This is a genomic window from Cedecea lapagei, from assembly GCF_900635955.1.
In the GTDB taxonomy this organism is placed as follows: Bacteria; Pseudomonadota; Gammaproteobacteria; order Enterobacterales; family Enterobacteriaceae; genus Cedecea; species Cedecea lapagei.
Window position 1 is genome coordinate 974,211 of record NZ_LR134201.1, and the last position, 14,143, is coordinate 988,353.

The following is a 14,143-nucleotide window of genomic DNA, read 5'->3' on the forward strand; positions in this document are numbered from 1 at the left end:
ATGTCGATTACCCTTAGCGACAGCGCTGCTGCCCGTGTAAATGCCTTCCTGACCAACCGCGGTAAAGGGTTTGGTTTGCGTCTGGGTGTGCGCACTTCAGGCTGCTCCGGAATGGCTTATGTGCTCGAATTTGTTGACGAACCGCTGGCGGATGACACCGTGTTCGAAGACAAAGGCGTGAAGGTGGTTGTCGATGGTAAAAGCCTGCAATTCTTAAACGGGACCGAGCTCGACTTCGTGAAAGAAGGCCTTAACGAAGGGTTTAAGTTCACCAACCCGAACGTCAAGGACGAGTGTGGCTGCGGCGAAAGCTTCCACGTCTGATCCCGCGCATCTCCCCACTGGCTTTGGCCCGTGGGGAGTTTGCTTTATCACACAGCACTTACCTGACATGAACCCGAGTCTGTTATGGATTATTTTACCCTGTTTGGGCTAACGCCAGGCTATACCCTGAATACCGAGCTTCTGGCCAGCCGTTACCAGGAGCTGCAACGCCAGTTCCACCCTGACAAATACGCCAGCCGCCCTCAGGCGGAACAGCTCCTGGCCGTTAGCCAATCCGCAACCATCAACCAGGCCTGGCAGACGCTGCGTCACCCGCTTGCACGCGCCGAATACATTCTGTCCCTGAACGGCTTCGATCTGGCTAATGAACAGCATACCGTGCGCGACACCGCGTTCCTGATGGAACAGCTGGAGCTGCGCGAGGAGCTGGATGATATCGAACAGGCCAAAGATGGCGACAAACTTGAAGGCTTTGCCTCTCGCGTAAAAACGATGGTGAAAAACCGCAGCGCGCAGATGGTACAGCAGCTGGATGCCCGGCAGTGGGAACAGGCGGCAGACACCGTTCGCAAGCTGCGTTTCCTCGACAAATTACAGAGCCAAATTGAACAACTAGAAGAAAAGCTGCTCGACTTTTAACGCCTGAACTCAGGCCCGATTTTTGGAAGCGATACATGGCCTTATTACAAATTAGCGAGCCGGGCATGATGGCTGCTCCGCACCAGCGCAGGCTGGCCGCAGGCATCGATCTCGGCACCACCAACTCGCTGGTGGCTACCGTGCGTAGCGGCCAGGCCGAAACCCTTGCCGATCACGAAGGCCGCCATCTTCTGCCTTCCGTAGTCCACTACCAGCAGCAGGGGCATCTGGTTGGCTTTGACGCGCGCGCGCTTGCCGCTCAGGATCCCGCTAATACTATTAGCTCGGTAAAACGCATGATGGGCCGCTCTCTGGCGGACATTCAGACGCGTTATCCTCATCTTCCCTATCGTCTGCAGGCCAGTGAGAACGGCCTGCCGATGATTGACACGCCTGCCGGGGTGTTAAATCCCATCCGCATTTCCGCCGATATTCTGAAAGCGCTGTCTGCCCGCGCGACTGAAACGCTGGAAGGTGAGCTGGATGGGGTAGTTATTACGGTGCCTGCCTATTTTGATGATGCACAGCGTCAGGGCACCAAAGATGCCGCTCGCCTTGCCGGGCTGCACGTGCTGCGCCTGCTGAATGAGCCGACCGCCGCGGCGATTGCCTATGGCCTGGACTCCGGTAAAGAGGGCGTTATCGCCGTTTACGATCTGGGCGGCGGGACTTTTGATATCTCCATTCTGCGCCTGAGCCGCGGTGTGTTTGAAGTGCTGGCCACCGGCGGTGATTCCGCGCTTGGCGGCGATGATTTCGATCACCTGCTGGCTGACTGGCTGCGCGAGCAGGCCGGTATTGCTGACCGTAGCGACGACCGTGTGCAGCGTCAGCTTCTGGACGCGGCTATCGCGGCCAAAATCGCGCTCAGCGATGCGGTGACAGCCAGCGTAGAAGTCGCTGGCTGGAAAGGCGAAATCACGCGCGAGCAGTTCAACGACCTCATTTCCTCTCTGGTTAAACGCACCTTGTTGTCCTGCCGTCGCGCGTTAAAAGACGCGGGCGTCGAGGCAGAAGAAGTGCTGGAAGTGGTGATGGTCGGCGGCTCCACCCGCGTACCATTGGTGCGTGAGCGCGTAGGCGAATTCTTTGGCCGCACGCCGCTAACGTCTATCGATCCGGATAAAGTCGTTGCCATCGGCGCGGCCATTCAGGCCGATATTCTGGTGGGCAACAAGCCGGACAGCGAAATGCTGCTGCTGGACGTTATTCCGCTGTCGCTTGGTCTGGAAACCATGGGCGGGCTGGTGGAGAAGGTTATCCCGCGTAATACCACCATTCCGGTAGCGCGTGCGCAGGAGTTCACGACCTTCAAAGATGGCCAGACCGCGATGGCTATCCACGTGCTGCAGGGCGAGCGCGAGCTCGTACAGGACTGCCGTTCTCTGGCGCGTTTTACCCTGCGCGGCATTCCGGCTATGTCCGCAGGCGGAGCCCACATTCGCGTCACCTTCCAGGTCGATGCCGATGGCCTGCTGAGCGTGACGGCGATGGAAAAATCCACCGGCGTTGAATCCTCAATCCAGGTGAAACCCTCTTATGGCCTGAGCGACGGCGAAATTGCCGGTATGATTCAGGACTCCATGAGTTACGCCGAGCATGACGTGCAAGCGCGTATGCTGGCGGAGCAAAAAGTCGAAGCTGCCCGCGTGCTGGAAAGTTTGAACAGCGCACTGACGGCGGATGCCGCGCTGCTAAGCGCCGCAGAGCGTGCCGACATCGATAGCGCCATGGCCGCGTTAAGCGCTGCCGCGGCGGGTGACGATGCCGACGCTATTCAAAATGAAATCAAAAACGTAGACAAGCAAACCCAGGAATTCGCCGCGCGCCGCATGGATCAGTCGATCCGCAAAGCGTTGACCGGCCATTCCGTGGACGAGGTTTAATATGCCAAAGATTGTTTTTCTGCCTCATCAGGACCTGTGTCCGGATGGCGCAGTTCTGGAAGCGAAGCAAGGTGAAACCATTCTCGACGTTGCGCTGCGCAACGGCATTGAGATTGAACACGCCTGTGAGAAGTCTTGTGCCTGCACCACCTGCCACTGCGTAGTACGTGAAGGTTTTGATTCCCTGGCGGAAAGCACCGAGGACGAAGACGACATGCTGGATAAAGCATGGGGTCTGGAGCCGGAAAGCCGCCTGAGCTGCCAGGCTCGCGTCAGCGATGAGGATCTGGTGGTCGAGATGCCGCGCTACACCATTAACCACGCGCGCGAACACTAACGGGAGTCGCCATGGGACTGAAGTGGACTGACAGCCGAGAGATCGGCGAAGCGCTGTATGACAGCCGTCCGGATCTGGATCCTAAGACGGTGCGTTTCACCGATATGCACCAGTGGATCTGCGACCTGGAAGAGTTTGATGACGATCCAAATGCTTCCAACGAAAAAGTGCTGGAAGCCATTTTGCTTGTCTGGTTAGATGAAGCGGAATGATGTACGGGCTGCCCTGGGCGGCCCGTTTTTGCATTTTGCCTGTGCCGAATAATGAAGGATTGGAAAATGACTGAAGCCATGAAAATCACCCTTTCCACGCAGCCAGCTGACGCACGCTGGGGTGAAAAGGCGACGTATAGTATTAACAACGACGGCATTACCCTGCACCTGACCGGGAAAGACGATCTCGCTCTGATCCAGCGCGCGGCGCGCAAAATTGACGGCCAGGGGCTGAAGCACGTTCAACTGGCCGGTGAAGGCTGGGACGTTGAGAAGAGCTGGGCCTTCTGGCAGGGGTATCGTGCACCAAAAGGGACCCGCAAAATTGACTGGGCCGTGCTGAGCGAAACCGAGCAGAAAGAGCTGGATAACCGCCTGAAAGTTATCGACTGGGTTCGTCACACCATCAACACGCCGGCAGAAGAGCTGGGCCCGGAGCAGCTTGCTTCCCGCGCCGTTGACCTGCTGTGCGACGTTGCCTGCGACCACGTATCTTACCGTATTACTAAGGGCGAAGACCTGCGCGAGCAGAACTACGCCGGTATCCACACCGTCGGCCGTGGCTCAGACCGCGCCCCTGTGCTGCTGGCGCTGGACTACAACCCAACCGGTAACCCGGATGCGCCGGTTTACGCCAGCCTGGTCGGGAAAGGCATTACCTTTGATTCCGGCGGCTACAGCATTAAACAGACCGCGTTTATGGACTCCATGAAATCCGACATGGGCGGTGCTGCGACGATTACCGGTGCGCTGGCTCTGGCTATCACCCGTGGCCTGAACAAGCGCGTTAAGCTGTTCCTGTGCTGCGCGGATAACATGATCAGCGGCAATGCGATGAAGCTTGGCGACATCATCACCTACCGCAACGGCAAAACCGTTGAAGTGATGAACACCGATGCGGAAGGCCGCCTGGTGCTGGCCGATGGCCTGATTGACGCCGCTGCTCAGAAACCTGAGCTGATCATCGACTGCGCAACTCTGACCGGGGCGGCGAAAACGGCTTTGGGCAACGATTATCATGCGCTGTTCAGCTTTGATGACAAACTGGCTGCTCGCCTGCTGGCAAGCGCCGCTGAAGAGAATGAGCCTTTCTGGCGCCTTCCGCTGGCTGAGTTCCACCGCAGTCAGTTGCCGTCCAACTTTGCCGAACTGAATAACACCGCCAATGCCTCTTATCCGGCCGGTGCCAGCACCGCGGCAGGTTTCCTGTCTCACTTCGTGGAAAACTATCACCAGGGCTGGCTGCACGTTGACTGCTCTGCAACCTACCGTAAGGGCGCGGTTGAGCAGTGGTCTGCCGGTGCAACCGGTCTCGGCGTGCGTGCGATCGCCAATCTGCTGTTAGCGAAGTAATACTGCCCCTCACCCCGGCCCTCTCTCCTCAGGGGAGAGGGCGAAAAGATAGCCCGGAATTGTCCTCTCTCCCTTCCGGGGAGAGTGTTAGGGTGAGGGTAAACCTCTTAAGCTTTATCCCGGAATCACAATGTCAGAAACCAAAAACGAACTAGAAACCCTGCTTGAGCAGGCGGCAACCGAGCCGGCCCACCGCCCGGCATTTTTCCGCACCTTACTGGAATCTACCGTTTGGGTTCCGGGCAAAGCGGCCGAAGGTGAAGCTATCGACGCCGACAGCGCCGTTGAGCTGCAGCACTGGGAAAAGGATGATGGCACTTCGGTGATCCCTTTCTTCACCTCTCTGGAAGCCCTGCAGGAAGCCGTTAGCCATGAGCAGGCGTTTGTGGTGATGCCCGTGCGCACCTTGTTTGAAATGACGCTGGGTGAATCTCTGTTCCTCAACGCCAAACTGCCGACCGGCAAAGAGTTTACGCCAAACGAAATCAACCATCTGGTCAGCGCGGAGAGCGACCCGCTGAGCCAGCAGGAAGTGCTGGAGGGCGGTACTTCGCTGCTGCTTTCCGAAGTTGCCGAACCGCCGGCGCAGATGGTCGACTCGCTGACCACGCTGTTTAAAAACCTGAAAACGGTCAAACGGGCGTTTATCTGCTCCATTAAAGAGCAGGCAGACGAAGAGCCAAATCTGCTGATTGGTATTGAGGCGGACGGCGACATCGAGGCGATTATTCGTCAGGCCGGGAGCGTGGCCACCGATACGTTACCGGGCGATGAGCCGGTTGATATCTGCCAGGTCGTGGAGGGCGAAAAGGGCATCAGCCACTTTATGATTGCCCACATCACGCCGTTTTACGAACGCCGCTGGGGCAGCTTCCTGCGCGACTTCAGGCAAAACCGCATTATTTAACGGCTGTTTGTCATCAAGCTGAAGGGAGGCAATATGCCTCCCTTTCTGTTTTTATTGCGCAGGCTCAACGGGAAGGTCAGGGCGGGCGCCCCATTCACTCCACGAACCATCGTACAGCGACACGCCGTTTACGCCCAACGTGGTCAGCGCCAGTACCACGACAGCCGCCGTGACGCCGGAGCCACAGCTGGCAATAATTGGCCGTTCGAAGCTCACACCCTGACGTTCGAAGATCTCGCTCAGTTTGTCCGTTGTCTTCAGCTGGCCGTTTTCCACCAAATCAACCCACGGCACGTTAAGCGCGCCTGGGATATGGCCGCGTTTCAGGCCTGGGCGTGGTTCATCTGCCAGAGCATTAAATCGTGCTGCGGGGCGAGCATCCACAATCTGAGCGGTGCCTTCGTGGCTGACCAGCAGCACATCCGTCAGGCGTTTGATCACTAGCGGATCGAAGCCCACCTCAAACTCGCCTTCCGGCAGCTCCACGTCTCCTTGCTCCAGCAGCAGCTCTTCACGCTGCCACTCCGCCAGCCCACCCGCCAGAATCGACACTCTTTCGACGCCAAAGGTGCGCAGCATCCACCAGGCACGTGGTGCTGAGAACAGATTACCTTCATCGTAAACCACCAGGTGCTTGTCGCTGCTGATGCCAAGCTCGCGCATGGCAACGGCAAAGGCTTCTGCTCGCGGCATCATATGGGGAAGAGGGCTGGTGTGGTCGGAGAGCGCTTCGATGTCAAAATAGACCGCGCCCGGCAGATGACCGGCCCGGTATTCACCCGGCAGGTCCCGATGCTCCTGCCCTGGCGGCGCCATACGGGCATCTAAAATCTGGATATCGTCATGGTTAATGTGTTCTGCGAGCCAGTCGCCCGCGACGAAGAAAGAGGTGGACATAGTGAGCCTCCGGTTCATCAAATAAAAATGGATTGTCGGTGTTTTTCTTTAACCCGGCAAGCGACCTTGCCTGACGCCGCGAGATACTTCGTAAAACTTAATGAAGAAAGCCGCAAATTTACTGCTAGCTGCGAGGGGCAGCGCAAGGCAGAGGATTCCGACTTTCGCTTTTCTGGCTAATCCGCATAATACTTGCTCTACGTAATGTTTAGCGGCCCTTATTGGCCAGGGATGACAGAATGAATGCACTACGTTTGACGAGCCTCGCAGCGCTGGTTTGCGGCCTGCTGGCGCTTTCCGGCTGTGATGAAAAAAACAATCAACAGACGGTTCAGCCCACCGCCCCTGCGGCGACGGAACAAAACAGTAAAGCTGAAACTAAACCGGACGCCGCCCAGCTGGAAAAACTGGCGCAGCAGTCGACGGGTAAGCCACTGAAACTTCTTGATGCCTCTGAGGTACAGCTGGACGGCGCCAGCACGTTGGTGCTGACCTTTTCCATCCCGCTGGACCCCAATCAGGACTTCAATAAAGTCGCCCATCTGGTGGATAAAACCAGCGGCAAAGTAGACGGCGCCTGGGAACTTTCCAGCGATCTTAAAGAGCTTCGTTTACGGCATCTGGAACCCAAACGCACGCTGATTGTGACCGTAGACAGCGGGCTGCTCGCGCTGAATAAAGCGACGTTAGATGCCAGCTTCGAAAAACAGATCGCCACGCGTGACGTGCAGCCGAGCGTAGGTTTTGCCAGCAAAGGCTCATTACTGCCGACCAAAGTGATTGCGGGTTTGCCCGTTATGGCGCTTAACGTCGATAAAGTTGACGTCAACTTCTACCGCATTAAGGACAGCTCGCTAAGCGCGTTTGTCAGCCAGTGGCAGTATCGCAACTCGGTCTCTAACTGGGAGTCCGACAATCTTCTGAAGCTGGCCGATCTGGTTTATACCGGCCGTTTTGACCTCAATCCTGCACGCAATACCCGCGAGAAGCTGATGCTGCCGCTGGGCGATATCAAGCCCCTGCAGCAGCCCGGCGTTTATCTGGCGGTCATGAATCAGGCCGGACATTACGCTTACAGCAACGCCGCAACCCTGTTTACGCTGAGCGATGTGGGTGTTTCGGTGCATCGCTACCACGACAGAATTGACCTCTTTACCCAAAGCCTGGAAAACGGTGCCGCGCAGTCTGGCGTAGAGATTGTGCTGCTGAACGAGAAAGGCCAAACGGTAGGGCAGACGAAAAGCGATGCCGACGGGCATGCAACGCTTGAAAAGCTGAATAAAGGCACTTTGCTGCTGGCACGCAATGGTGAGCAGACCACGCTGCTGGATCTCAGCCGCCCGGCGTTGGATCTGGCGGAGTTTGATATTGCCGGTGAGCAAGGCTACAGCAAACAGTTCTTCATGTTTGGCCCACGGGATCTTTATCGCCCGGGAGAGTCGGTTATCGTGAATGCCCTGCTCAGGGATGGAGACGGCAAACCGTTACCGGCACAGCCGGTAAAACTTGAGGTTGTAAAACCGGATGGACAGGTTGCACGCTCTGAGGTGTGGCAGTCTGCAAACGGGCTTTATCGATTTACTTACCCTCTGAGCGAAAGCGCGGCAACCGGTAACTGGCAAATGCGGGTTAATACCGGGGACAATCAGCCTCGTGTCTGGACATTTAAAGTTGAAGACTTTATGCCGGAACGTATGGCGCTGAATCTGACGGCGCAGAGCGCGCCGATAGCCCCTGAGGATACCGTCAGCTTCGACGTTGCCGGGCGCTATCTCTATGGTGCGCCCGCCGCCGGTAACAGCCTTCAGGGGCAGCTTTTCCTGCGTCCTTTACGCGAGGCCGTTGCAAAGCTGCCGGGCTTCCAGTTTGGCGACATTAATGAACAAAACCTTGCCCGCAGCCTGGATGCGGTTGAGCTAACGCTTGATGAGCAGGGGCATACGACCGTCAGCACTGAAAGTCAGTGGGGAGACGTGCATTCTCCACTGCGTCTTATTTTGCAGGCCAGCCTGCTTGAGTCCGGCGGCCGCCCGGTAACTCGCCGGGTTGAGCAGGCTATCTGGCCTGCTCAGGCATTACCGGGGATCCGCCCTCAGTTTGCCAGCAAAGAGGTCTATGACTACCGGACCGACACTACCCGTACGCAGCCAATTGTTGATGAAGACAGCAGCGCAGGCTTCGATATTGTTTACGCCGATGCTCAGGGGAATAAGCTGGCGGTCAGTGACCTGGACGTGCGCCTGATTCGCGAGCGCCGGGACTACTACTGGAGCTGGGAAGAGAGTGAAGGCTGGCAGTCTCAGTATGACCAAAAAGATCTGGTGGAAGCCGAGCAGAAACTAACCCTTACCGCAGGGGAAACGGCAAAGTGGCCTTCCCTGTAGAGTGGGGCTCGTACCGTCTGGAAGTGAGAGATCCAGAGAACAATCTCGTCAGTAGCCTGCGTTTTTGGGCGGGCTATAGCTGGCAGGATAACAGCGACGGAACCGGTGCCGTTCGTCCGGACCGGGTGACGCTAAAAATAGATAAACCGTCTTACAAAGCGGGCGATACCATCAATCTGCATATTGCCGCACCTGCTGCAGGTAAAGGCTATGCGCTGGTGGAGTCCAGCGATGGACCGCTGTGGTGGAAAGAGATAGACGTTCCCGCAGACGGTATGGATCTTGCCATTCCGGTGGATAAGAGCTGGCAGCGTCACGATCTTTACCTGAGCACCGTGGTTATTCGCCCTGGAGACAAGGCTCGTTCCGCCACGCCTAAACGCGCCGTCGGGATCCTCCATCTGCCGCTAGGAGACGAAAGCCGCCGCCTCGATCTCACGCTGCAAAACCCAGCCAAAATGCGCCCTAACCAGAACCTGACGGTTAAAGTGAAGGCCAGCGTGAAAAATGGCGACGTACCTAAGCAGATTAACGTGCTGCTGTCCGCCGTGGACAGCGGAGTACTGAGCATCACCGATTACAAAACGCCAGATCCGTGGGATGCCTTCTTTGGACGTAAGCGTTACGGCGCAGACATCTACGACATTTACGGTCAGGTGATTGAAGGGGAAGGGCGGCTGGCCGCGCTGCGCTTCGGCGGCGACGGAGATGAAGGCGACGAGTTAAGCCGGGGCGGTAAAAAGCCGGTTAATCACGTGACCATCATTGCCCAGCAGGCTCAGCCGGTTGCGCTGGATGAAAAGGGTGAAGGGACGATCACGCTGCCGATTGGTGATTTCAACGGCGAACTGCGGGTCATGGCGCAGGCCTGGACCGACGATCGCTTTGGTAGCAGCGAAGAAAAAGTGACGGTTGCCGCACCGCTGGTAAGCGAGCTGGCCGCCCCGCGGTTTATGGCGGGCGGTGATACCAGTCGCCTTGCATTGGATCTCACTAACCTGACCGACAGGCCTCAGCAGCTTAGCGTGGCGCTCAGCGCTCAGGGGCTGCTGGCGCTGAACGGGGAATCGACAATGGACGTGAAGCTTGCACCTGGCGCACGCGGCACGTTGTTTATTCCTGTCCGTGCTCTGGAAGGTTTTGGCGACGGCGAAATCAAAGCCGTGATTAACGGCCTCACTTTACCTGGAGAAGCGCTGGCTGCGCCGGATAAGCAGTGGAAAATTGGCGTTCGCCCGGCTTTCCCGGCACAGACGGTGAACAGCGGGGCGGTTGTGAAGCCGGGCGAAGTCTGGACGCTTCCTCCTGCTCACCTGTCGGGAATTTCCGCTTCAACGCTGGAGGGGCAACTGCTGCTGAGCGGGCGCCCGCCTCTGAACCTGGCGCGTTATATTCGCGAGCTAAAAGCCTACCCTTACGGCTGCCTTGAGCAGACGACAAGCGGCCTGTTCCCGTCTCTCTACACCAACGAAGCTGAACTGAGCGCGTTGGGTATCAAAGGCATAACCGATCCGCAGCGTCGTGCTGCCATTGATGTGGGCATTGCCCGCCTGCTAGAGATGCAAAGCGATAATGGCGGCTTCGGGCTGTGGGATAGATCCGGGCCGGAAGAATACTGGCTCACGGCCTACGTTACAGACTTCCTGGTTCGGGCCAGCGAGCAGGGCTATAGCGTTAATGGAGACGCGCTCGGCAAGGCTAACCAGCGCCTGCTGCGCTATCTGCAGGATCCGGGCATGATTGCCCTGCGCTACAGCGACGATGCTCCGGCCAGCCGCTTTGCGGTTCAGGCCTATGCCGGGCTGGTACTTGCTCGTCAACAAAAAGCGCCGCTTGGGGCATTGCGTGAACTTTGGCAGCGTCACGAACAGGCTCGTGCCGGGCTACCGCTGGTGCAGTTGGGGGTTGCTTTGAAGCTCATGGGCGATGAGCCCCGCAGCCAGCAGGCGATTGCTTTGGGGCTGAAAACTCAGCGCAGCGACAAACAGATTTGGATGGCTGACTATGGCAGCGAACTGCGGGATAAAGCGATGATGCTGGGCCTGCTGGAAGAGAACAAGCTGCTGCCGGACAGTCAGAATCAGCTGCTGCTTGAGCTGTCCAATATGGCCTGGAGCCAGCGCTGGTTGTCCACTCAGGAAACCAACGCCTTGTTCATTGCCGGCCACGGTCTGCAAAACGTGAAAGGCGACTGGCAGGCACAGACATCGCTGGGCACAGAGCCGCTGACCTCCAGCCAGCCGGTAACGCGTAATTTAACCGCAGAGCAGCTTTCTGGCCTGCAGGTGACCAATACCGGGATGGCCAGCCTCTATTTACGCCTCGACAGCGCGGGGTATCCGCAGCAGGCACCGGCGGCCTATAGCAACGTGCTGCATATTGAACGTCACTTCCTTGACGCTAAAGGCAATAAGCGTTCGTTGGCGTCGCTGAAAAGCGGTGAACTGGTGATGGTGTGGCTGGACGTTTGGGCAGATAAGAACGTGCCGGATGCGTTAGTGGTGGATTTACTCCCTGCCGGACTTGAGCTGGAAAACCAGAATCTTGCGAGCAGCAGCGCCAGCCTGAGCGACAGCGCGAGCGAAGTGCAGACGCTGCTTAATCAAATGCAGCAGCAGGACATACAGCATATGGAGTTCAGGGATGACCGCTTCGTGGCTGCGCTACCGCTAAATGAGGGGCAGCATGCCACTCTCATCTATCTGGCTCGGGCCGTTACGCCGGGAAGCTATACCGTGCCTGTGCCGCAGGTAGAATCAATGTACGTCCCGCAATGGCGGGCAACCGGGAGCAGTTCCGGTACATTGACCGTTGTTCCTTAAGCTGAAAGTCGGTGCTTAACGGATCAAAGCTACGCTGGCGGCGGCGCTATCTCTGGTTGATAGTGCCGCTGCTGGTTGCCTCTTTTATCTGGATGGCGGATAAGCTCTGGCCGCTGCCGCTGCATGAGGTCAACCCGGCTCGCGTCGTGGTCGCTGAAGACGGCACTCCTCTATGGCGTTTTGCGGATGCTGAAGGGATCTGGCGTTATCCGGTAGCGCTGGATCAGGTTTCTCCCCACTACCTCGAGGCGCTAATTGGCTATGAGGATCGTTGGTTTTGGGATCATCCGGGCGTAAATCCTTTCTCGATATTACGAGCAGCCTGGCAGGATCTGCGTAATGGGGAAGTGATCTCCGGCGGCAGCACGCTGACGATGCAGGTCGCGCGCTTGCTGGATCCGCATCCACGCACGTTTGGCGGTAAAATTCGCCAGGTCTGGCGTGCCTTTCAGCTTGAGTGGCATCTTTCCAAAACGGAGATCCTCACGCTCTACCTTAACCGCGCCCCCTTCGGCGGCACGTTACAGGGCATCGGCGCGGCAAGCTGGGCCTATCTGGGAAAAGCACCTGAACAGCTAAGTTATTCTGAAGCTGCCCTGCTGGCCGTGCTGCCTCAGGCACCAAGCCACCTGCGGCCTGACCGCTGGCCCGAACGTGCGCAGCAGGCCCGGGATAAGGTACTTCGTCGCATGGCTGAGCAGGGCGTATGGTCTCAGCAGCAGGTGAAAGAGTCTCTGCAGGAGCCCGTCTGGCTGGCGCCAAGGCAAATGCCGCAGCTTGCACCGCTGCTGTCTCGCTATCTGGCATCGCGCACTAAAGATACGCTGATCTCTACTACGCTGAACGCATCTCTGCAGCGCCAGCTGGAAGAGCTGGCGCTGGGCTGGAAATCACGTTTACCTGCCCGCTCTTCACTCGCGATGCTGGTGGTTGATCACACCACGATGCAGGTTCGTGCCTGGGTTGGCTCTGCGGATATCAACGATGAAAGCCGGTTCGGGCATGTCGATATGGTCACCGCTATTCGCTCCCCGGGGTCGGTATTAAAGCCCTTTGTTTACGGCATGGCACTGGATGAAGGGCTGATTCATCCGGCCTCACTATTACAGGACGTGCCGCGCCGGTTCGGCGACTATCGCCCGGGAAACTTCGACACCGGGTTTCACGGGCCCGTCAGCATGAGCGATGCTCTGGTGCGTTCGCTGAACCTGCCTGCCGTGCAGGTGCTTGAGGCGTATGGTCCTAAGCGGTTTGCTGGCCAAATGGGCAATGCAGGGCTAAATCTGCGTTTCCCGCAGGGCAGCGAGCCGAATTTGTCACTTATTCTAGGCGGCGGCGGTGCAAGGCTTGATCAGATAGTCGCTGCCTACAGCGCGTTTGCCCGCCACGGCAAAGCCGCACGGCTGCGAGTGCTGGCGAATGATGCGCTGCGGGAACGCCCGCTGATGTCGCCGGGTGCTGCCTGGATTATCCGCCGTATTCTTGCCGGGGAGGCCCAGCCTCAGCCGGATGCTACTTTGCCGCCGGTTGTGCCTTTGGCGTGGAAAACCGGAACCAGTTACGGCTACCGCGATGCCTGGGCCGTCGGCATCAACTCGCGCTACCTGATTGGTATCTGGACCGGCAGGCCGGACAGTACGCCGGTGGCGGGGCAGTTTGGTTTGGGGAGTGCCGTGCCGCTGCTAAATCAGGTGAACAATCTGCTGCAGGCTAATTCTCGCGTTCAGCAGCTCCATCTACCGACCGATCCTCGTCCTTCCTCGGTCAGTGCAGCAGAGATCTGCTGGCCGGGCGGGCAGGCATTGCCCGCAGGGGACGCCAACTGTCGTCGTCGCCTGTCCACCTGGCTTCTGGATGAGGCCCAGCCGCCAACGCTGCTGGCGCCGGGGCAAGAGGGGGCACAGGGAACGCGTCAGACGATATGGACTGATGAGCAAGGGAGGCGAGTTGCGCCTGACTGCCCCGGAGCGCGTCAGCAGACCATCGCGCTGTGGCCGCTGCCGCTGGAGCCCTGGCTACCACAGGGCGAACGCCGGGCTAGCCGTCTGCCTGCCGTTTCAGCCAACTGCCCACCGTTACAGAAAGAGAGCGTTACGCCCCTGTTGCTGCTGGGCGTGCGCGATGGGGCTATTTTAAAACGCTTGCCGGGGCAAATGCAGCTCCCGCTACGGCTTTCCAGCCAGGGAGGGCAGGGCCAGCGCTGGTGGTTTGTTAATGGCGAAAGCGAAGAGAGCAACGGGAGTGGGCTGGCGTTAATGCTGGCGAAACCGGGCGACTATCAGGTGCTTGTCATGGATGAATCCGGGCAGATTGCCAGCGCGAACTTCACGCTGCAGTAACGGTGAAACATGAAATTTCGCATACTGCGCCGGTTGTGTTGCCAAAACTAACCTTATTTTAAAAAAATGTTACCTTCATCCA

9 protein-coding genes and 1 pseudogene are annotated in these 14,143 nt (G+C 58.0%); 9 read left to right on the top strand and 1 reads right to left on the bottom strand.

All coding sequences use genetic code 11. The features are described from left to right. The 7 genes from iscA (at position 1) to sseB (ending at position 5,619) form a co-directional block, all read left to right on the top strand. On the top strand, positions 1-324 hold the full coding sequence (iscA, locus tag EL098_RS04845) for an iron-sulfur cluster assembly protein IscA (RefSeq protein ID WP_126355223.1): 324 nt from the start codon (positions 1-3) through the stop codon (positions 322-324). A gap of 84 nt (positions 325-408) precedes the next feature. Continuing rightward, entirely contained in the window at positions 409-924 is a 516-nt protein-coding gene (gene hscB, locus EL098_RS04850; RefSeq protein ID WP_126355225.1) for a co-chaperone HscB, read from the top strand. Between the two features lie 35 nt (positions 925-959). After that, positions 960-2,810 (top strand): Fe-S protein assembly chaperone HscA, encoded by a 1,851-nt coding sequence (gene hscA, locus EL098_RS04855; RefSeq protein WP_126355227.1) that lies wholly within the window; start codon positions 960-962, stop codon positions 2,808-2,810. 1 nt (position 2,811) lies between these two features. Then, positions 2,812-3,147 (top strand): ISC system 2Fe-2S type ferredoxin, encoded by a 336-nt coding sequence (fdx, locus tag EL098_RS04860; RefSeq protein WP_008459424.1) that lies wholly within the window; start codon positions 2,812-2,814, stop codon positions 3,145-3,147. An 11-nt stretch (positions 3,148-3,158) separates the two neighbouring features. Next, the gene (gene iscX, locus EL098_RS04865) at positions 3,159-3,359 is read left to right on the top strand and encodes a Fe-S cluster assembly protein IscX (protein ID WP_126355229.1); all 201 of its coding nucleotides are present in this window, start codon (positions 3,159-3,161) and stop codon (positions 3,357-3,359) included. A 66-nt stretch (positions 3,360-3,425) separates the two neighbouring features. Then, positions 3,426-4,712: an aminopeptidase PepB gene (pepB, locus tag EL098_RS04870; RefSeq protein WP_126355231.1), complete on the top strand. Its 1,287-nt coding sequence runs from the start codon at positions 3,426-3,428 to the stop codon at positions 4,710-4,712. Positions 4,713-4,842: 130 nt separating this feature from the next. Further along, a complete protein-coding gene (gene sseB / locus EL098_RS04875) occupies positions 4,843-5,619 on the top strand; it encodes an enhanced serine sensitivity protein SseB (RefSeq protein ID WP_126355233.1) in 777 nt (258 codons plus the stop codon). Positions 5,620-5,670: 51 nt separating this feature from the next. Here sseB and sseA read toward each other — a convergent pair whose 3' ends face one another. Continuing rightward, positions 5,671-6,516 (bottom strand): 3-mercaptopyruvate sulfurtransferase, encoded by an 846-nt coding sequence (sseA, locus tag EL098_RS04880; RefSeq protein ID WP_126355235.1) that lies wholly within the window; start codon positions 6,514-6,516, stop codon positions 5,671-5,673. A 239-nt stretch (positions 6,517-6,755) separates the two neighbouring features. Here sseA and EL098_RS04885 point away from each other — a divergent pair. Further along, a pseudogene (locus tag EL098_RS04885) lies at positions 6,756-11,722 on the top strand (alpha-2-macroglobulin family protein). A 92-nt stretch (positions 11,723-11,814) separates the two neighbouring features. Continuing rightward, a complete protein-coding gene (gene pbpC / locus EL098_RS04890; RefSeq protein WP_232012414.1) occupies positions 11,815-14,061 on the top strand; it encodes a peptidoglycan glycosyltransferase PbpC in 2,247 nt (748 codons plus the stop codon). The last annotated feature ends 82 nt before the right edge of the window (positions 14,062-14,143 follow it).